Source organism: Sphingomonas oligophenolica, assembly GCF_039522915.1.
GTDB lineage: Bacteria > Pseudomonadota > Alphaproteobacteria > Sphingomonadales > Sphingomonadaceae > Sphingomonas > Sphingomonas oligophenolica.
Genome location: NZ_BAAAEH010000009.1, coordinates 97,741 through 117,404 on the forward strand (window position 1 = coordinate 97,741; position 19,664 = coordinate 117,404).

General features: G+C 65.3%; 19 protein-coding genes. 7 read left to right on the forward strand and 12 right to left on the reverse strand.

All coding sequences use genetic code 11. The features are described from left to right. The first annotated feature begins 372 nt into the window (after nucleotides 1–372). On the forward strand, nucleotides 373–594 hold the full coding sequence (locus ABD050_RS06625) for a hypothetical protein (protein WP_343888462.1): 222 nt from the start codon (nucleotides 373–375) through the stop codon (nucleotides 592–594). A gap of 20 nt (nucleotides 595–614) precedes the next feature. Here the strand turns inward: ABD050_RS06625 and ABD050_RS06630 are convergent, their stop codons facing one another. Genes ABD050_RS06630 through ABD050_RS06650 form a run of 5 tightly spaced genes read right to left on the reverse strand, consistent with a single transcriptional unit; the run spans nucleotide 615 to nucleotide 6,289 of the window. Beyond that, nucleotides 615–2,096 (reverse strand): mannitol dehydrogenase family protein, encoded by a 1,482-nt coding sequence (locus ABD050_RS06630; protein WP_343888463.1) that lies wholly within the window; start codon nucleotides 2,094–2,096, stop codon nucleotides 615–617. Nucleotides 2,097–2,137: 41 nt separating this feature from the next. Beyond that, entirely contained in the window at nucleotides 2,138–3,217 is a 1,080-nt protein-coding gene (locus tag ABD050_RS06635; RefSeq protein ID WP_343888464.1) for an ABC transporter substrate-binding protein, read from the reverse strand. A gap of 14 nt (nucleotides 3,218–3,231) precedes the next feature. Beyond that, entirely contained in the window at nucleotides 3,232–4,626 is a 1,395-nt protein-coding gene (locus ABD050_RS06640; protein ID WP_343888465.1) for a sensor histidine kinase, read from the reverse strand. Beyond that, nucleotides 4,623–5,288, reverse strand: coding sequence for a response regulator transcription factor (locus ABD050_RS06645; protein ID WP_343888466.1), 666 nt, complete (start codon nucleotides 5,286–5,288; stop codon nucleotides 4,623–4,625). Before ABD050_RS06645 ends, ABD050_RS06640 begins: the two co-directional genes overlap by 4 nt. 35 nt (nucleotides 5,289–5,323) lie before the next feature. Further along, nucleotides 5,324–6,289: a carbohydrate kinase family protein gene (locus ABD050_RS06650; RefSeq protein ID WP_343888467.1), complete on the reverse strand. Its 966-nt coding sequence runs from the start codon at nucleotides 6,287–6,289 to the stop codon at nucleotides 5,324–5,326. Nucleotides 6,290–6,456: 167 nt separating this feature from the next. Between ABD050_RS06650 and ABD050_RS06655 the strand changes: the two genes are divergently transcribed. The 5 genes from ABD050_RS06655 to ABD050_RS06675 are packed head-to-tail and all read left to right on the forward strand — an operon-like array spanning nucleotide 6,457 to nucleotide 11,509. Further along, a complete protein-coding gene (locus ABD050_RS06655) occupies nucleotides 6,457–7,806 on the forward strand; it encodes an ABC transporter substrate-binding protein (RefSeq protein ID WP_343888469.1) in 1,350 nt (449 codons plus the stop codon). After that, the gene (locus tag ABD050_RS06660; RefSeq protein WP_343888470.1) at nucleotides 7,803–8,696 is read left to right on the forward strand and encodes a carbohydrate ABC transporter permease; all 894 of its coding nucleotides are present in this window, start codon (nucleotides 7,803–7,805) and stop codon (nucleotides 8,694–8,696) included. The genes ABD050_RS06655 and ABD050_RS06660 overlap by 4 nt, the downstream gene beginning before the upstream one ends. Then, entirely contained in the window at nucleotides 8,696–9,520 is an 825-nt protein-coding gene (locus tag ABD050_RS06665) for a carbohydrate ABC transporter permease (RefSeq protein WP_343888471.1), read from the forward strand. The genes ABD050_RS06660 and ABD050_RS06665 overlap by 1 nt, the downstream gene beginning before the upstream one ends. 19 nt (nucleotides 9,521–9,539) lie before the next feature. Then, entirely contained in the window at nucleotides 9,540–10,544 is a 1,005-nt protein-coding gene (locus ABD050_RS06670) for an ABC transporter ATP-binding protein (RefSeq protein ID WP_343888472.1), read from the forward strand. Between the two features lie 17 nt (nucleotides 10,545–10,561). Next, nucleotides 10,562–11,509: an alpha/beta hydrolase gene (locus ABD050_RS06675; protein ID WP_343888494.1), complete on the forward strand. Its 948-nt coding sequence runs from the start codon at nucleotides 10,562–10,564 to the stop codon at nucleotides 11,507–11,509. A gap of 503 nt (nucleotides 11,510–12,012) precedes the next feature. On the opposite strand, the gene ABD050_RS06680 is transcribed toward ABD050_RS06675, so the two are convergent. Genes ABD050_RS06680 through ABD050_RS06695 form a run of 4 tightly spaced genes read right to left on the reverse strand, consistent with a single transcriptional unit; the run spans nucleotide 12,013 to nucleotide 14,842 of the window. Further along, nucleotides 12,013–12,210: an ABC transporter substrate-binding protein gene (locus ABD050_RS06680; RefSeq protein WP_343888473.1), complete on the reverse strand. Its 198-nt coding sequence runs from the start codon at nucleotides 12,208–12,210 to the stop codon at nucleotides 12,013–12,015. 55 nt (nucleotides 12,211–12,265) lie between these two features. Beyond that, the gene (locus ABD050_RS06685) at nucleotides 12,266–12,931 is read right to left on the reverse strand and encodes a flavin reductase family protein (RefSeq protein ID WP_343888474.1); all 666 of its coding nucleotides are present in this window, start codon (nucleotides 12,929–12,931) and stop codon (nucleotides 12,266–12,268) included. Between the two features lie 20 nt (nucleotides 12,932–12,951). Beyond that, nucleotides 12,952–14,073, reverse strand: a complete 1,122-nt coding sequence (locus ABD050_RS06690; RefSeq protein ID WP_343888475.1) for a CaiB/BaiF CoA transferase family protein — start codon at nucleotides 14,071–14,073, stop codon at nucleotides 12,952–12,954. Between the two features lies 1 nt (nucleotide 14,074). Continuing rightward, nucleotides 14,075–14,842, reverse strand: coding sequence for an alpha/beta fold hydrolase (locus ABD050_RS06695; RefSeq protein WP_343888476.1), 768 nt, complete (start codon nucleotides 14,840–14,842; stop codon nucleotides 14,075–14,077). Here ABD050_RS06695 and ABD050_RS06700 point away from each other — a divergent pair. After that, on the forward strand, nucleotides 14,819–15,211 hold the full coding sequence (locus tag ABD050_RS06700; RefSeq protein ID WP_343888477.1) for a hypothetical protein: 393 nt from the start codon (nucleotides 14,819–14,821) through the stop codon (nucleotides 15,209–15,211). The two genes, ABD050_RS06695 and ABD050_RS06700, sit on opposite strands and share 24 nt — an antisense overlap. Before the next feature lie 270 nt (nucleotides 15,212–15,481). On the opposite strand, the gene ABD050_RS06705 is transcribed toward ABD050_RS06700, so the two are convergent. The 3 genes from ABD050_RS06705 to ABD050_RS06715 all read right to left on the reverse strand — a co-directional run bounded on the left by ABD050_RS06705 (nucleotide 15,482) and on the right by ABD050_RS06715 (nucleotide 19,555). Beyond that, nucleotides 15,482–16,714, reverse strand: a complete 1,233-nt coding sequence (locus ABD050_RS06705; protein ID WP_343888478.1) for an MFS transporter — start codon at nucleotides 16,712–16,714, stop codon at nucleotides 15,482–15,484. A gap of 34 nt (nucleotides 16,715–16,748) precedes the next feature. Continuing rightward, a complete protein-coding gene (locus tag ABD050_RS06710) occupies nucleotides 16,749–18,293 on the reverse strand; it encodes an FAD-dependent monooxygenase (RefSeq protein ID WP_343888479.1) in 1,545 nt (514 codons plus the stop codon). A 164-nt stretch (nucleotides 18,294–18,457) separates the two neighbouring features. Then, nucleotides 18,458–19,555: a serine hydrolase domain-containing protein gene (locus ABD050_RS06715; RefSeq protein ID WP_343888481.1), complete on the reverse strand. Its 1,098-nt coding sequence runs from the start codon at nucleotides 19,553–19,555 to the stop codon at nucleotides 18,458–18,460. Nucleotides 19,556–19,664 lie beyond the last annotated feature (109 nt).

Here is a 19,664-nt window from a genome sequence, read left to right on the forward strand (position 1 = left end):
TTGCTATCGCCCCTTTAGTGCCCGCGCTTCGCATTCCGGTCGCGGGCCTGTACCCGTCGCCTTCGTGCCTTTGTCCCAGGCCTCGTTCGTTGTGACGTAGGCGTGCCTGTGTAAGGCGGCGTCTCACATCAGCGATTCACCAGGCCTCGCCCACCGAATTGCAGACTGGCGCCGCAACCCTTTTGAGTATCTCGGCGTCTTCAGACAGAGTAAGCGGGTTCCGTTGATGTCCAATGCCCGGATAGTCAGGGGCTCGTTGCTTTTTGAGCAACGGATTGGCCGGGACGCGAGCAGCCGGGTGTGGCGCAGCCCGCCCCGCCCTCTCGCGGATTGAACCACCGAAAGCCGGAGGCAGGAAGAGGTGCGCCGCGCGTGATGGATGGCCTGCCTCACAAGTTCGGCGCCGGCGGCATCCACCAGCTGGCGATTGTCAGTGCCGCTGTTCAGATTGCGCAGGGCGAAGGGAAAGTAGCTCCTCGGAATATCGGTCCGAATCCGATGTCCCCTGGCAAAGACATTCCCGTGACCCGTCAGAAATCGATGCCGTATTCGTACTTGTGGTTGGGCGCGATCGGGCTGAGCCGGCCGCGTTGAACGCTCCCGGGCTGGAGGCTTCAGAAAAGTCCCTTGTCCGCTCCGGCCGCGATCGTGGCCTTGGTCCCCTTGTCGTAGATCGACGTGAGCCACCCGCCGACCGCCGCGATCAGACGCTGGTCCCGGCCGAGCGCGCCGAACAACTCGGTGATCGACAACAGCAGCGTCGGATCCTCGCCGCCCTCCCGTGCCTTGCGCGCCAGCAGTTCGGCCATCGGATGCAGCACCCGGATCGGTTCGCCATCCTCGCCCCTGCCCGTCACCCGGCGACACCAGGCGGCGAGGCCCAGCGCCAGCAGCTCGATCGGCCGGTCGCTCGCAAGCCGGTCGCGGATGGGGTCGACAAGCACGTTGATCGGCGCATCGGTGTTGACGCGCTGCGTGGTGTCGCGGATCGCGCGGTTGGCGAACCGGTCGATCAGCGTGCGCTTGTACTGAACGATATCGATCCCGGGCACCGGCGGCAGGGTCGGCCCGGTTTCCCTGTCCATCAGCGCGGCCATGTAGCGGCGGATCAGCGGATCCTCGATCGTCTCGCTGATCAGCACATAACCCGACAGCTGCCCGAGCCCGGCGATGGCGAGATGGCTGGCGTTGAGCAGTCTCAGCTTCATGAACTCATAGGGCGCCACATCGTCTACGAACTGTGCGCCGACCTTCTCCCAGGCAGGACGCCCCGCCGCGAAATCGTCCTCGATTACCCATTGCCGGAAGATCTCGGCATGGAGCGAGGCGTGATCCTCCAACCCGGTCTCGCTGGCGAAGGCGGCGATCTCCTCGGCGGTCGGCACCGGCGTGATCCGGTCGACCATCGAGTTTGGGAAGCGCGCCTGCGCGGCGATCCATTCGGCCAGTTCCGGGTCTTGGCGACCGGCAAGGGCGAGCACGGCCGCCTTCAGTACATGGCCGTTATGCTGAATATTGTCACAGCACAAAGCGGTGAAGGCCGGAAGCCGCGCGTTGCGCCGACGCCGATAGGCCTCGACCAGGATCCCGGGCACCGTTCGCGGCCGCTCCGGATTCGTGAGATCGGCGATGATATCCGGGCTGGAAAAATTGAGCGTCTTCGTCGCCCGGTCGAGATGATAGCCATTCTCGGTGACCGTCGTGCTGACGATGCGCGTCTCTGGCGCAACGATCGCCGCCAGCAGCGCCTCGCTCGACTCCGAGGCGTCGATCGCCGCGACGATCGAACCGATCACGGCGCGGTGCTCGCGCGCACCTTCGCGCTCGATCAGGCTGTACAGCCCGTCCTGCCCCGCGAGCGCGTCGAGCAAGTCCCGGTCGGCGGCGCGCAGCCCGGTGCCCTGGATGCCCCATGCCAGCGCCTCCGGATCCTGCCCCATCAGGTCATGAGTGTAGCGCGCCATATGGGCGCGGTGAAATCCCCCCAGCCCGAGATGGACGATACCGGACGAGACGCTCCGCACATCATATCGCGGTGTCTCGAAACTGGCCGGCAAGGCGGGAAAGGCGGCGCGTGAGAGGATCGCTGACGTCATCGGGTTGCTTCTCGACCAGGGTGGACGGCGGCTGCTGCTTCCTATGGCACGGGGCTGACAATGGCCTGACGCCATTCCTGGATGAGCTGGCGTCGCCGGGCATGATCCTGGAGGCTCAGCAACAGCGGCGTCACGGACGCCTTGGCGAGCAGCGCGTCCGACGCTGCCAGGGCGATCGCCGGCGGCCGGCCCGGCGGCGCGAGCGCGCGGCGGGCCAGCGCCCGCGCCTCGTCGGACACCAGAAAGGCGGCGAGCCGCATGGCAGCCGATGGTGCGCGGGCGCCTTTCGGCACCATCAGCGACAGGGTCTGCAACGCCTGATAATCGTCCGGCACCACCACCGATATCCGACTCCCCGCCCGCTGGGCGGCATAGGCGTAGGAGAGTTGCACATTATAGGCGAAGCGGATCTCGCCGCGATCGACCGCGTCCACCATGACGTTCGAGCAGCAATACAAGCGTACCTGCGCCCGGCCGAGCCCTTCGAGCAGCCGGCCATAGAGCGAGGCCTGGCGCGAATCCGAGGCGGCGAAATCATAGCCCTCCGCAGACTCCTCGATATCATAGGTGCCGATCCGGTAGCCGCCCCCGGGGAGCCGCCGCAGCCAGTCGAGCAGCGCTATATGGCTGTCCGGGATAGGCCCAGTCACCGGCCTGGCGAAGACGAACGCGCCGGGTTCGACGGTGAAGGCCACGACCTGGTCGCGCCACGCGGCCTGTCCCGGCGCGGCCGCGCCGATCGCAGCCGGAAGCGACCGCGCGCAATCCTCATTGGCGAGACGCATCAGCTGGTCGGTGGAGGCCGAGAGATAGAGGTCCGCCGACGGTTCGTGCCGGTGGCAGCTATCGAGCGCCTGCTGCAGGAACGCGCCGCTCCGCGACTGGATATAGGCGATTGACAGCGTCGGATCGTGCCGCTGGAACGCAAGCAGGAAAGGCCGCACGAACCCCGCCTCGAGCGAGGCGGAGATCACGAGAGGCAATCCCACCTCGCGCTGCGGTGCTGGAAAATAGGTCACGTTCGCCCCCTCGGGCGGCGCGAAATCGCCGCGCGGCGATGGGCTGCGCTGCGAGGACGCGATGCCGAGGGCCACCGCGACCAGTAGGGCGATACCGCCCAAGGTGAGCGTAGGTCTCACGACGGGAGGCGCTCGATGGGCGCGAGCGGGAGAATCAGACGGATCTCGAACAGATCATCCCCCGCCCTCGCGAAAGCCAGTTCTCCATTATGTGCGCGGGCGACGTCTGCGACGATTGCCAGACCAAGACCGGCACCGTCACGTTCGTGCCGCGGCAGGTGGAAGGGCTGTGCCGCGCTCTCCCAGAGCGCGGGATCGATTCCTGGCCCATCGTCAGCAACGCTCACGACCACCTTGCCCCGATCCGCCAGCACGGCCACGCGGAGGAGCGACCGCGCACCATGCGTCACCGCGTTGCTGACGAGATTCACCAGCGCTTCGCGCAGACTGATCCGGTCGCCTTCGACATATAGGCATGTCTCGGCCGGTTCGAAGTCGACGGAGAGATCGCGTTCGAGCGATTCGGGGATTGCATCGCGTAGCACCTGGTGGAGCAGTTCGATCAGCTCGACGCGCTGATGCGCTATCCGCTCGCTGCGATAGCTGACCATCGCCTGGCCGAGCAACTGGTTGGTCAGCCGGCTCAGCGTGGCGATATGCCGGCGCAGGCGGTCGACCCGCTGGAGCCGGGCAGCTCCGCTCCTGTCGGTCAGCAGCAACTCGGTCTGTGCGCTCAGTGCGGCGAGCGGCGTGCGGATCTGGTGTGCGGCGACGCCCGTGAAGCTCTGCAGGGTACTCATCCGGTCATGGAGGCGCCGCAGCGCGTGATTGATCGCCGCGACCAGCGCCTGCGTCTCGCGCGGACTGTCGACCTGAAGCGGCGCGGTATCCTGCGGCCGGCGCTCCGCCAGCGCGCGGCCGATCCGGTCGAACGGCGCGAGCGCCCTGCGCACCGCGACCAGCGAGGCGATACCGCCGAGGGTGCCGACGAACAGGATGATCGCACCGATCCTGAGCATCAGCCGGGCGACGAGGCGACGGCGCGCATCCAGGCTCTGCGCCACCACGACGCTGCACCAGCCGTTCACCGTCGGCGACGCGATCAGGCGATAGATAGTGACCGTCCGCATCGGCGCACCGGCAAAGTCGCGATTGCCGAAGACGGCGCCGGCATCGCGCGGCGAGGCCCCGGTTACGGTCAGGGCGGGATATCCGGTCAGCACCGCGCCATCTGGCGCGCGCACCGCGAAGAAGAAGCGATCCCCGGTCGACTGGGCGAGCGTCTCGAACGCCGAATCGGGCGGCAAGGCAACGATCCGCCCCTGATCGACCTGGATGGCGTCGCCGATCTGGGCAGCGGCACTGAGCAGCAGGCGGTCATAGGCATCGGTCGCTGCCGTCATCGAAAACACCCATGCCGCGCCCATCGCGATGATCGCGCCACCCGCGAAGACCGCCACCAGCAACAGGCGCAACCGGCCGAAGATCGAATCCGGCATCGGCGTCGTCATGTCGCGACGATGCGATAGCCGACGCCCCGCTGCGTGGTGATTTCGACTCCGGTCCCGACCAGCTTCCTGCGCAAGCGTGCGATCATCACCTCGATGTTATTCTCGGTCGGCTCCGCGTTGTAGCCGAACAGCTGGTCGAGCAATTGCGCCTTGCTGAACACCTGGGTCTGCCGCGCCAGGAATATCTCGAGCAGCGACAGCTCGCGCCGCGACAGACCGATGATCCTGCCGTCGAGCCTGGCGAGCCGGGCGGTGCGGTCATAGACCAGATGGCCGCATTTCAGCTCGTTGGAACGCTCCCCGGTGTGACGGCGCAGCAGGGACCGCACCCGAGCCTGGAGCTCGCGAAAATCGAACGGTTTGACGAGATAATCGTCGGCACCAAGATCGAGCGTGTCGATCCGGTCGTCGGTCTCGCCCCGCGCCGAGAGGATCAGCACCGGGATGTCACCGCGCCGCTCGCGCAGGCGCCGCAGCAGCGTGATGCCGTCCATGCCCGGCAACATGAGATCGAGCAGCACGAGTTGATAGCTGTTGGATGAGAGCCACTCGTCCCCGGTCTCGCCGTCGCGCGCCCAGTCGACGCTGTGGCCCATGGCCCCCATGCTACCGACAATGCCCTCGCCGACATCGCAATTGTCTTCGACAAGCAGGATCCGCATCGGCCGTGCCTCCTCAGCCTTTCGCGACGCTGCGATCAGACATCCGCCATTGATACCGCATCGAGTGCCTCCAGTTCCAGCGCGGTAGGAAGCACCGGTCCGCGGCGTGAGCAAGTCACGCCGGCCGCGCGCGCCGCGAACGCGCCAAGATCGAAGAGCTGCTGCGCGTCGAGCGACGCGATGGCCGGGCCGGAAACCCATCCCTCGCGCGTCAGGCCCGCGAGAAGAGCGGCCATGAAACTGTCCCCGGCGCCGACCGTATCGATGACGGCCGTGGCCGGCGCCGGGATGTGGATCGGGCCGGCCGCGCGGGTGAACATCCGCGCGCCCTCGGCACCTCTTGTGAGGACGACGAGCGCGGTTCGATCATTCAACCAGGCACGGCAGACCGCTTCTTGATCGGCGTCGCCATACAGCGCCGCAATATCCTCGTCACTCAGCTTGATGACATGGCAATGGGGCCGGAGCGCCTCGGTCGCGCGATACCAGTTGGCAGGCTCGGGAACGATCGAGAGTCGGACATTGGGGTCGAGGCTGATCAGCGCCCGATCAGCGAAGCACCGCGCGAGATCGACCAGCGCGCCCGCGGAGTTCGGGAGTACAATGGCGATCGATCCCATATGGATGCCGCGTATCTCCTGCCCGGCCTGCTCGATCGCCACCTCCGCCGGGCAATAGACCGCCGTATCGAGCCCGGTGAAACTATAGCCCGGCTGGCCGAGGCCGTCCGTGGCGACGATGGCGAGCGCCGTCGTCGCGGCCGAACGCCGCAGGAACGAATCCGCCACCCCTTCCGCGGCGAGCTGCGCGGCCAGCCGCTCGCCCAGGAAATCGCGCGCGAGGTCGCTCGCGAACCCGACCTTCGCGCCGAGCCGCGCCATGCCGACAGCTACGTTGAAGGGCGAGCCCCCGGCGACCGCCTTCAGCACGACCTCGGCGGATCCGGGGTCGCCGTCGTCTACGAACAGGTCGTACAGCGCTTCCCCGCACACCAGGTGCATCCGTCCTCTCCCCTCGCATCCGCTCGCCCATGGCTGATGTCCTGGCGCCGCGGCGTTCGCGGGACTCGCTCCTCTTGCCGATCGAACCTGACGATACCCTGTCAGCCCCGCTCGCGCGCTGTCAGGATAGCGAAAGGTTGATCCGACATCCTGCACGGATCGCGGGTATGTCCCGCCAAGATATAGGCAGGGTGCTCGCGGGGATGCGGTCGGGATGGGTGACATTGTCGCTGTTGGCGCTGGCGGGCTGCACGCCCGGCGCCCCGTCGCGCACAACGCTGACCATCGCGTCGGTCAATGACGGCGACATGGTGCGTCTGAAAGCGTTCACCCATGATTTCGAGGCCAGCCATCCGTCGATCAGGCTGAAATGGGTGATGCTCGAGGCGAATATCCTGCGCCAGCGCGTCACCACCGACGTCGCCATTCGCGGCGGCCAATATGACGTCGTCACGATCGGCCCCTATGAGGTGCCGGTCTGGGCGAAGCGCAACTGGCTCGCCCCGCTCGACGATCTCGGGCCGGCCTATCGGGCCGAGGATCTGATCGGTCCCGTGCGGTCAGCCCTAACCCATGACAGGCATCCCTACGCAGCGCCGTTCAACGGCGAGAGCGCGATCACCATGTATCGCAAGGACCTGTTCCGGAAAGCCGGCATCGCCATGCCCGCCACCCCGACCTGGGAATTCCTGATCCAGGCGGCGGCGAAGCTCAATCGCCCGGGCGAAGGCGTCTACGGCCTGTGCCTGCGCGGCAAGGCCGGCTGGGGGGAGAATATGGCGCTCATCACCGCCATGGCGAATTCCTACGGCGCCCGTCTGTTCGACCGGCAGTGGCGCCCGCAGTTCGATTCGCCCGAATGGCGCACCACGATCACGACCTATGTCGGCGCGCTCCGTAGCTACGGTCCGCCGGGGGCCGTCGCCAACGGCTTCAACGAAAATCTCGCCATGTTCGCGCAGGGGAAATGCGCCATCTGGTTCGACTCAACCGTCGCCGCGCCTTTTCTCAGCGATCCGAAAATGTCGAAGGTGTCGACCCAGGTTGGTTTTGCGCCGCCGCCGGATGAAGGTCTCGGCCGGCCCGCGACCTGGTTGTGGACCTGGGGCCTCGCCATACCGGTCAGTTCGCGCAAGTCGGCGGCGGCGAAGGAGTTCATCCGCTGGGCGGCGGGGCCCGCCTATGCGAACCTCGTCGCGCATCGCCTCGGCTGGCTGGCCGTTCCCTCGGGCACGCGCACCTCGCTCTACGCCAATCCCGCTTATCGCCGCGTAGCGCCCTTCGCAGACGCGACGCTGAACGCGATCAATTCGGTCGACACCCTGTCGCCGACGGTCAAGCCGGTACCCTATGTCGGCGCCCAATATGCCGCGATCCCGGAATGGCAAGGCGTCGGCACCGAGGTCGGGCAGCAATTCGCCGCCGCCGTCGCCGGGCAGGTGACACCGGACGAGGCGCTCGCGGAGGCACAGGCCGCGACCAGGCGGCAAATGGCCGCGGCAGGCTATTACCAGTGAGCACCTCCCCCGCCGCAACTGGCGCGAGCCGATCCTATCTCCGCGGACAGGGGCGCCTGCTCGTCGCGCCGGCGGTCGTCATGCTCCTCGCCTGCTCGGTCCTGCCGTTCATCGCGACGCTTCGCTTCTCGCTCATCGACTATCGACTGCTCGCGGCCGGTCCGCACCGCTTCGTCGGGCTCGCCAACTACGCGAAGCTGCTGACCGATCCCGGCTTTCTGCCCGCGCTCGGCAACACGCTGCTGCTGATCGGTCTCGTGCTCGTCATCAGCATCGGGCTCGGGCTGGCGATCGCGCTGCTGATCGAGCGCGCGGTGATCGGGCGGGGGGTATTGCGCCTGCTCGTCATCTCGCCCTTTTTCGTGATGCCGCCGGTCGCCGCGCTGATCTGGAAGAACCTGCTGATGCAGCCGGTCACCGGCTTCTTCGGCTGGGTCGCGTCGCTGTTCGGGGTACCGGCGATCGACTGGTTCGCCAGCGCGCCGCTGACGTCGATCGGGCTGATCGTCGCGTGGCAATGGCTCCCCTTCGCCTGTCTGATCCTGCTCACCTCGCTCCAGTCCTTCGACCGCGAGCAACGCGAAGCGGCTGAACTGGACGGAGCCTCGTCGCTCGCGATCTTCCGCTATCTCCTGCTGCCGCATCTCGCGCGGCCGATGGCGATCGTGCTGATGATGGAGACGATCTTCCTGCTCAGCGTCTTCGCCGAGATCTTCGTGACAACCGGCGGCGGGCGGGCGAGCAGCAACCTCGCCTTCCTCATCTATTCGCAGGTCATGCTGCAATATGATGTCGGCGCGGCATCCGCCGCTGGCCTCGTCGCGGTGATCTTCGCCAACATCCTGGCCTTCTTCCTCGTACGGGCGGTCGGCCGCTCACTGGAGGCCTGATGCGCCACCGGCTCTCCTCCTCGATCCTGCTGACGGTCTGTGCCTGGTGCGCCGCCCTCCTCATCGCCTTCCCGCTGCTCTGGGCGCTGGTGACGAGCTTCAAGCCTGAGCTCGAAGCGATCGCCTTTCCACCGCGCTTCGTGCGTTTCTCCTGGACGCTCGACAATTATCGCGCGGTCCTGACCGGCGGCGATTATGGCGACGCCCTCCGCAACTCGGTCCTCATCGCCGGCGGAGGCTCGGCCCTTGCGTTGCTGCTCGGCGTGCCCGCAGCCTGGGCGATGGCCTTCGCGCCGACCCGACGCACGCGCGGCCTCCTCCTTTGGATGCTGTCGACCAAGATGATGCCGCCGGTCGGAGCCCTCATCCCGATCTTCCTCTTCTATCGCGACTGGGGCCTGCTCGACACGCATCTCGGCGTGATCCTCCTGCTCGCCGCCGGCAACCTGCCGATCGCGGCCTGGACGCTCTATGCGAACTTCCGGGAAGTGCCGGCCGAAATCCTCGAGGCCGCGCGCATGGACGGCGCCTCGCTCCGGCAGGAGATCTTTGGTGTCCTGGCGCCCATGGCGCTTCCGGGCCTCGCCTCGACCTTCTTCCTGATCTTCACGCTGGCATGGAACGAGTCCTTCTGGAGCCTCAACGTCACCAGCACCGACGCGGCCCCGCTGACCGCGTTCATCGCCGCCTATTCAAGCCCCGAGGGCCTGTTCTGGGCCAAGCTTTCCGCAGCCTCGATGCTGTCGATCGCGCCGGTGGTCGTGATCGGCTGGCTCTGCCAGCGCCAGCTCGTCCGCGGCCTGACCTTTGGAGCCGTCAAATGACCAGCAGAAACTCACCTCGATGAGCGCCATCATCCTTGAAGGTGTCAGCAAGCGCTTCGGCGACCATCTTGCGACCGACAATATCGATCTCGTCATCCCCAATGGGCGGTTCACCGTCTTCGTCGGCCCGTCGGGGTGCGGCAAGACGACCCTGCTCCGACTGATCGCCGGCCTCGAGGACATCGATGAGGGACGCCTGCTGATCGACGATGTCGACATGGCCCGCACCGCACCCGCCGCGCGCGGGCTCGCCATGGTGTTCCAGTCCTACGCGCTCTATCCGCACATGACCGTCCGGGACAATCTCGGCTTCGCCCTCAAGGTCGCGCATGCGCCGAAGACCGAGATCGCCGATCGGGTGGGGACCGTCGCGAAGATGCTCGATCTGGACAGGCTGCTCGATCGCAAGCCCGCCGCGCTTTCCGGCGGACAGCGGCAGCGGGTCGCGATCGGCCGGGCGCTCGTCCGCCAGCCCAGGGCCTTTCTCTTCGACGAACCGCTCTCGAACCTCGATGCAGCGCTGCGTGGGCAGATGCGCTTCGAGATACGGCGGCTCCAGCAGGAGCTCGGCATCACCGCCGTCTACGTCACCCATGACCAGGCCGAGGCGATGACCATGGCTGACCAGATCGTGGTGTTTCGCAACGGCCGGATCGAACAGGTCGGCACGCCGCTCGATATCTATCGCCGGCCAGCGAACCTTTTCGTGGCTGGTTTCATCGGCTCGCCACGCATGAACTTCCTCATCGGGCCGCCCGCGGCGGCCCATGGCGCTGCGACCATCGGCATCCGGCCGGAACATCTGAAGATCGCGGACAGCGGGATGTTGGAGGGCGTGGTGCGCACAGTCGAGCATCTCGGAAACGAGGCCCTTATCCACGCCGAGTTGCCGGACGGACCGATGCTGACGGCCCGCTGCTCCGAAGACGTGTCGACCCACCCCGGAGAAGCGATCTCCTTTTCCGTGGATCCGGCCTCCATCCATCGCTTCGACGATGATGGCCGGGCTCGGGCAACCAACTGATTACGAGAAGGGTGAGCATGATGACACGGCACAAGAGCGCGATACTGTGCGCGGGTTTTGCGGCCCTGGTGGCGAGCAGCGCGGTCGCGACGGCGCAACCGGCCACCCCGGCGAGCGTCTCCGAAATCCTGCCCCTATATCCGAAGGGAACCATTACCCCGCTCCCCGTCCCCGAGATACGCGAAGATCTGCAGAAGAACGGCCAGATCAACATTCGCAACGTCAGCGAACCGACGCTGGAAATCTTCAAGCCCGCCCCCGGCACGGCCAATGGCATCGCCGTTATCGTCGCCCCCGGCGGCGGGTTCGTGACGCTGGTCTACGATAATGAGGGAACCGCGGTCGCCCGGCGGCTCGCGCAGCAGGGGATCACCGCCTTCGTCCTTAAATACCGCCTGTCGCAGACGCCCGCCGACCCCATTGAAATGCAGGCGGAGCATATGAAGGCGATGGGCGGCGTGATGGCGCGCGCGATGGACGCGAGCGCCTCGGAACTGCCCCGCTTTGCCGGCGAGGAACGCGCCGTAAAGGATGCCGCGCGAGCGGTACGGATCGTGCGCGACAGGGCGGCGGGCTGGGGCCTGGACCCCTTGCGCGTCGGATTCATCGGATTTTCCGCCGGTGCCTTCGCCGCCGTCGACGTCGCCATCGGCGACCCGGCAGGGCGCCCCGACTTTGTCGGTGTGATCTATGGCGCCCTGCGCACGCCGGTTCCCAAAGACGCGCCCCCGGCCTTTATCGCCACGGCCGCGAACGACGAATTCCTGCCAAACGACCCCGTCTCGTTATACGATGCCTGGAAGGCGGCCGGCCGATCTGCCGAACTGCATATCTACGAGCGCGGCGGGCACGGCTTCGGCATGACGCAGCAGGGCGCGAGCAGCGACCATTGGTTCGACGAGTTCATCTGGTGGTTGCAGTCCCGCGGCCTGATGAAACCCGTGGGCGCACAGCCCGCCCGCTGACATGCCGGGCCGCCGCGGAGCAGGTGAACCATCCCAGACATCAAGCGGGAACTCGGTCGTCGATTTGATCTCGGAAAAGCCGACCATAGAATTGATATCCTGGACACCGGGCTCCCGCGACAGCCTTTGGAAGAAGGATTTCTCACAGGCTTCGATATCCCCCGCGACGATGCGGAGCATGAAGGCCACGGTTCCCCCACAGCACGAAACAATCCAGCACTTCCGGGAATCCGCGGGTCGCCAGCGCGAACTCCTCGAGGTTCGAGCCCCCGGTGCCATCAACTTCACCTAGATGTTTTGATCCCCTCTTTGATGGCGCATAATTCGCCGTCAGCTGGAGGTAAGCACCTGGGCCAAGTTCTCTACGGGAGCGCGTTTGCTCGGGTTGGTCCAGCGTCTTGACGTCAAACAACTCATCGCCAATGTAGCCGCCCCGATCTTACCTCAGCTGGCAGGTGAAGCCGGCAGCGTGGTGCAACTCGGTACGCTCGAGAATGATATGGTCACCCAACGCAAAGCCCAGACAGGGTGCCAAGAGCTATCTCGCCACCCAGAAGAGCCTTTGTCGCAGCATCGGTGGAACCGGTGCGCCTCACATCGACCCCAATCCCCAGTTCGGCGAAGTAGCCCAGATGTTGCGCGAGGAAGACTGGAAGAAAGTTGAACGCTGCGGCGCCGACGCCGATCATGATCTTCTGCATATGTCCCCCTGGATTTCTCCACCTCGGCATGAAAGGTCGGGATCGACGCGTCGCATCATGGCGTGGTGCGACGGCTGATTCCGCGGGTCCGCGCAGCTGGCGCGATGGCCGGGTCAGGGCGTTCCCGAGGTGGCGGGTTGAGTGGTTGTTTGACGATCGGCTCGCCGATACCGCTGTAACTCGGACCCGCCAGCCGGGCGAGAGGATCGAGCTCGCTCGTCTGCACTTTCCCTTCGCGCAGGAGGTCGTCGCGTACAAAGAAGCTGACGACCTCGCCGGCGATGAACTTGGCGTTGAGCCGGCCATAATCACTGACCCTGTGAAGCTTGCATTCGAGTGCTGCGGGAATACCCGCGAGCGTCGGCACCGCGACCATCCGGCTGGGAACCGTCGCGAGCCCCAGAAGATCGACCTCGCTGACCTCCGGCGGATGTTCGATCGAGCTTTGATGCAGCGGTTCGAGAAAGGCCATGCTGGCGATATGGACGACGAACTCGCCCGTGCGCGCGATGTTGACCGCCGTATCCTTGTGCCCGCCAATGCCGATGCCGATGATCGGGGGCGCCGATGACAGGAAGGTGAAGGCGCTGAACGGCGCAAGATTGACCTGTCCGGCTTCGCCGAGCGTCGTCACCCAGGCGATGGGGCGCGGTACGACCAGGCCCGTCAGCAGCTTGTAGTTGGAGAGGATGTCCTGCTCCGACGCGGCGATGTGGCCCATGGCGCGCTACCCTGAGTGGATCACTGGCGCTCGCCCAGCCGCGGCGCAGGACGTCCGAGCACGAGCGCCGAGTCCGAAAATCGGATTGGCGTGCGCAATCCGGCGATACGTACGCCGGGGACGACCATCTTGCGCGCAATCACCTGCGGGTGGTTCAGCGCCTGCTCGACCGTATTGATCGGGCCGGCCGGCACGCCGGATGCCGCGAGCTTTTCGAGCAGATCGTCACGGGGGAAGCATCTTGTCGCTGACTCGATTGCAGCGAACAGGGGCGCACGATTGTCGATCCGCCCGGCATTGGTAGCGAAACGCGGGTCACCTGCCTCGTCGGCGAGGCCTACGACGGCGCAGAAGCGCCGGAACTGGCCGTCATTCCCCACCGCCAGGATGATCCAGCCGTCACTGGTCGGAAAGACTGCATAGGGCGATACATTCATGTGCGCGTTTCCCGCGCGCGGGGGCGTGACGCCGCTGGCGAAGTAATTCGCGGCCTGATTGGCAAGGATGCCGATCATCGTGTCGAACAACGCCAGGTCGATGTGCTGGCCGCGTCCGGATACCGCGCGGTGGATCAGTGCAGCCTGGATGGCGATCACCGCGTAGAGACCGGTGGTGATATCAGCCATCGCGACGCCGGTACGCTGCGGCGCCCCGTCGGGTTCGCCGGTGAGGTCCATCATCCCGCTCAGGCCCTGGACGACGAAATCATACCCCGGACGCGAGGCGTAGGGGCCGTCCTGGCCGAAGCCGGTGATCGAGCAATAGATGAGGCGCGGGTTGAGCGCCGACAGTGCAGCATAGTCGAGACCATATTTCGCAAGTCCGCCGACCTTGAAATTCTCGATCAGGACGTCGCATTCCGCTGCCAGCCGTCGAACCTCGGACTGACCCTGAGGCGTGGCAAAATCGATCACAACGGACGATTTCCCGCGATTGCACGCGTGGTAATAGGCCGCATCGCGGCTCCCGTCCGGGTTGGAAACGAAAGGCGGCCCCCATGTCCTCGTGTCGTCGCCTGCCGGGCTTTCGACCTTGATCACCTCGGCACCGAGATCTGCCAACACCTGGCCAGCCCAAGGGCCTGCGAGAATGCGCGCGAGTTCCAGCACCTTGAGGCCGGCAAGAGGAGGAGATCCGGCCATGCTAACGCACCGGCCCGGCGGCGGCGTGCAGCGCCAGCAGGGCCTGGGTCAACTTTTCCGGCTCGGTGTTCTGCAGGTCGTGGGCACCGCCTTCCACCAGCATTGTCGAGGCGGCGGGGCAGACTTCGTGCCAGCGGTCGAGGTGATTGGGACGGAGCAGCTCATCATGATCGCCCAGCAGGACCAGGATGGGCAGGCCGAGCCCGCGCACGCGCCGCTCGAGCTCGCCTTCATGGAGGTTCGTTATCCGGCGCATCATCGGGATGCGCTTGCGCATCTGCCCGCGGATATATTCATCGTCCGACCAGGGTTTGCGTGGATGCGGCGCGGCGCGCGGATATCCACTTCCCTCGGGGTCGTTCCGGGCGACCATGTCGGCGAGCGCCTTTGCGTTCTCCAGGCTGACCAGATTCTCGGGGCGAACGAAATTCATCCCGCCTTCCAGCGAGAGGCTTCGAACGCGCTCGGGAAACTGCGCGGCGAGCCACAGCGCGGTCACGCCGCCCATCGACGCGCCGTGAAGATGGTAGCGATCGATGCCCAGTGACTCGACCGCCGCAGCCAGCACGACGGCAAGATCACGCTGATCGATCTTGTGCGAGAGCGGCGGTGTTCCGCCCCATCCCGGCGGATTGAGCTCGACGACCCGCATCCGTTCCGCGAGCATGTCCTTGGCCCAGCTCACATCGGATCCGGCGGAACCCGGGCAGATGACCAGCGTGTCGATCCCCTTGCCGGCACTCGCATGACCAACCTCGTGACCGAACACCTCTACCGTGCCATGGGAAAACCTCGCGCCCGGCTTATCGATCATGTGGATCTCCGTACCTCTTCTTGCCATGGCTTTTCCGCGACCGACGGATTTCGCCGTTCAGCTCGCTTCGACGATGCGGACCGCCACTCGGTCCATGCTGCGCAGCAATTGGTGCGGCGTGCGTTCGATCTTCCCGATCTGGAACCGGACGATCCGGCGCACGAATACTTCGAACGGGCACAGCATTTCGAGCCGGGCGAGGTGCATGCCCGCGCGCATATCTACGCCCGCCCCGAACCCGAGCCGCTCCTGTTGCGGCTTCGGTGGATATTGAAGCGCTCCGCCTACTCCCATCGCCGTTCGTCGCGATTGGCGGAGGCGTAGACGAGCAGCACCGAGCATCCCGGCGGAGCGTCACGCCACCCACCGCCGTGTCCTCCGCCGCCACCCGGCTGAAGGCGCGGATCGGAGTCTCGAGCCGCATCGCCTCCTGCAGCCCCGCCGGGATCAACCAGGAATTGGCGCGTACCAGATCCGATTGCTTCTGTGGTAGATGGACGACCGCAGCCAGGTCGCGCATCTCACGATAATGTGGATAAGGGTCGGGGATGAACGCGTCCGAGTAGAAATCATGCGGATAGACGGGAGAGGCAATCATGTATTGCCTCGTGCCTGGACGGCCAGCCCGAAGGCCGCGAGCGCGGCCGCCACGGCGACTGTCGCACTGGCAAGGAAGATGCTGGTGTTGGTGGCATTGGCCGCCACGGCCGCGCCGACCGCCATGGGACCGACCACGCATCCGACGCGGCCCAGGCCCTGCGCCCAGCCCACGCCGGTCGCGTTCATCGATGCCGGATAGATGCGAGCCGCCAACACGCTGTTGCCGACATGGCCGCCGACGATCGCGACGCCGACAGTCGCTATCAACGCCGTCAAGATCATCCCGAATCCGCCAGTCAGCCCGATCCCGATAAGGGCGGCGGCGGCCACGACATAGGCAATTGCCAGCACCATGCCACCGAGCCGTTCCGCTGCGACGCCGAGCAATATGCCACCGATCGTTCCGCCGACACCCAGGATGGACGCGTAGCGCACTGCCTCCACTGTACCGAGACCGCCCCGTTCCAGGAGCAGCGGCATCCAGGCGGCCAGCGTGTAGATGTTCAGGAGCGATGTGAAGAAGAGTATCCAGAGCAGGATCGTTGGCCGCCACCATGTACCGCGAAACAGTCCGGTGACGGTCATCTTCCTCGCGGGGGCGTCTGCAGCACGCGGCGGCAGCGGTGCAGGCCAAAGGAACGCGTAGAACAGGATCGGGTAGAATGAGGCAGCCAGGCCAGAGGCGAGGAAGATGTCACGCCATCCGCCATGCTGCAGCCCCCAGGCAACGAGAAAACCACCGAGCGCGCTTCCGAAGGGGAAAGCTGTCACCAGGAAGGTGACGAAGATCCCGCTTCGGCGCGGCGGCGCCGCCTCGTGGACGATCGTGACAAGGATCGGCATCAGCGTGCCGAGACCGATTCCCGTCATCAGGCGGAGCAGTGCGAGCTGCGTGGGGTTGGCCGCGAAGACACTGAGCAACGTGAAGGCGGCCGCGACAGTCGCTCCCGCTATGGCAATCGCGCGCCGACCGAGCCGATCGGCCAGGGGAGCGACAAGCATGGCACCCAGAATGAGACCGACGAGACCAACAGAGAAGATCACGCCGAACTCTGACCTGGGCAACGACCAGTCCTTGCCGATCGCCGGCGCCAGAAAGCCTATCACCTGGCCGTCATAACCATCGAACATGGCCGCGATCATGGCGATGCCGAGCGTGACATAGGGATTGGCTGAGCGCGCCCGCGCCCCATCCGCGGGGCCGGGGCTTCCTGCAGCAGCCGGCACGGCCAAACGCATCTCCGGACGGACGTTCACGCGCTCAGGCTGCCACGGTCGCTGCGGAAGCGAGGAGGACCGGTCGATCGGATGTCAGGTTCAGCCATTCACGGATCTCCGCCTCTGGCCGATGTTCATCGAGCGCGCGGTCACTTGCCCAGGCGACATGGCCGTCCGGGCGAATGAGGAGCGTCGACAGACCGGCAAGCGCCGCACGATCGCCGGTTTCAGCCGCCGCCACCTTCAGCCGCATGGCTGGATCGACCGCGGGAAGCTCCGCCCTGCCGGTCAGGTCAATCAGCAGGAAATCCTGCCCGCGAAGAAGCTCGAAGATATTGGCCTCGCCCCCCGCTGTGTTCGTCACCGTAAGATTTGCCAGCCGCTGCCCGACGATTTCCGCGCTCCCCTCAGGCGACGGGTAGTGCGCAGTCAGACCGGAAAGATATTCGGATATCTTCCTGCTGATATCAGGACTCGACAGAACCTGATGCTCGATAAAGTCTTTCAGCGCGATATGTTCCGGGTCGAAGCCAAATTGTATCGCGGTTTGAACTTGAACCTGATCGAGCAATGCTTTGATTTCCGGTATGCGCTCCGTGACATATGTATCAAGAAGCCCATCACGCGCTCGGCCGGTCACTGCGGCAGCAAGTTTCCACCCAAGATTAAAGCCGTCCTGGATACAGAAATTCATGCCTACGCCCGAGGCTGGATAGTGTACCCGCACCGACTCGCCGACCAGAAAAATCCGTCCATCGCGAATGCGATCAGCCATATAAAGCGCATCGTGAAAACGATTTATCGCGTCGACCTTGGTGATGCCGTAGTCCGTGCCATGCACGCGCCGCAGCATGGCTTTGGCATCCTCCAACTCCAGGGGCCGGTCAGGAGTCTCGTTCATCGTCGCTGCGTCGATGAAGGCGAACCGCGTTACGCCGTTTCGTAGAGGATAAGTCATCGCCCAGCCGTTCTCATTATGCGAGACGGTGAGCGGCTTGTCGTAAGGATTTTCCACGAACGCGTCGACGTTTACCGCTACGCGCCTGGCAGGCGTGCCTGTCCGCGTGATGCCGGCCGCCTCCCGGACGGCGCTGCGATTACCATCGGCACCGACAAGGTATCGACCGCGAACCTGCTTCTCGCCGCCTTCATCATTGTACGTGACCGTTACACCGTCGGCGTCCTGTTCAACGCCCGCAACCTCTGAATTCAACCGGATGTCGCCGCCCAGCGAACGAAAATGCTCCGCCAGGATTCTTTCAGTCTCGAGCTGCGGAAACATCATCACGTAAGGATAATCGCTGTCGATATTCGCCCTGCTGCCACGCGGAAGCCCTGCCCAGATGCCGTCGCGGGAATAGGGGTCTGAGTGCAGTTCAAGGGCACGTTTGACGAACACATCCGCAATGCCCCGCGAAGCAAAGATTTCCATCACCCGTGGGGCCAGCGTTCCGGCGCGGGACCAGGTCGGGCCGTTGCGCTTCTCGAGAATCAGGACCTTGGCGCCCCCAAGCGCGGCTTCGGCGCCCACGATCAGGCCAGATGGACCGGCACCGGAAATCACCACGTCAGCGTCGAATTCACACATCAGACCTTGGCTCCTCGTTCGTCCCGCACCGCGCAACGGCGACTTGGGACTGCCTAACGCCGCCGCACTGGTGGCGGGCTATTACATAATTTATATTATCTCATTTTACGAGACTATAAAGGCAGAAAATCACTCATATCGGCAGCAAAATATCAACAGTATCGTCATGCAAGAATATTTGCCGCCAAAGCGGAAAGGGTTCTCGCTCTTGGATGAAAGCAGCCGCCCGGCGGAAACACGACGGTATTCGTGAGATAGGCAAAGGACAGGCCGGTGGCGGGATCGGCCCAGGCAATCTGACCGCCCTGCCCTTGATGCCCGAAAGCCCGATCCGACACGTTCGGACCAAAAAAGGTACGCTCGCCATAGCGCGCGTTTGCATTGCCCGCATGAACGAAGGAGAGACTCCGTCGCATCGGTCGTCCGGCGGCATCCGGTGCCTCGACGCGAACGCGGTCGCGTGCGTCGGCCAGGATGCCAGCGTCCCACAGACCCGACGGATTATGCAGATACGCCTGGTACAGGCGCGCCACACCGGCCGCCGTCCCGACGCCGCCAGCCCCCGGCATCCCCAATGCCAGCCCGGCTCTGGTATCCAGGCCGTGCGCCATGGGCATCCGGAGCGCGGGATCCGGCGTATATCCCGACATGTAGTTGCGGTGGAGCAGCACGCGCTCCTGCTCCGATACCGGTTCGCCGAGACTGACGCCGCCGACTCCGGCAAGACCCAGCGGCTCGAGCACGCGCGTCCTGAGGAAAACGCGATAGTCCTCGCCCGACACGCGTTCGATGATCTCGGCGAGCACCCAGCCACCATTGACCGGGTTGTATTCGTAGAATCCGGGTGCTCGATCGAGCCGCCACCCGGAGAAGGCAGCGAGGCGCGAAGCGCGATCAACCATCTCGGCATGGTCCATCCGGTGCCAGGCGAACCCACCAAGATGCGTCTCGATCATGGCGATCGTGATGCCCGGCTGCGTGCCGCCCATGAACTCCGGGATGATCTCCACCACCGGTGTTTCGGGGCTCAGACCCTTTCCGAAAAGCGCCCACAATGCCGCCTCGACGACGGTCTTGGTGATCGACAGCAGCAGGATCGGCGTGTCGGCACGTGCGGCGCCGAACCCTTCTTCCCAAAGGACTTCGCCCCGGTGGCCGATGGCGAATGTGCAACCCTCCACCCCGCCATGCTCAAGCCCTGCCTCGACATCCTGCCGGGCACGGTCACGCAACCGGTCGAGCTGGCTCCGGTTGATCCTCACGCCTGTGCGGCCATGCGCTCGCACAGGCCTCGAGTGCCGGCGCTTCTCCTGTCGAGCAGGACGCCGAACCTCATGATTGGCCCCTTTCGGGCAAGGTCGCGGTGGATGG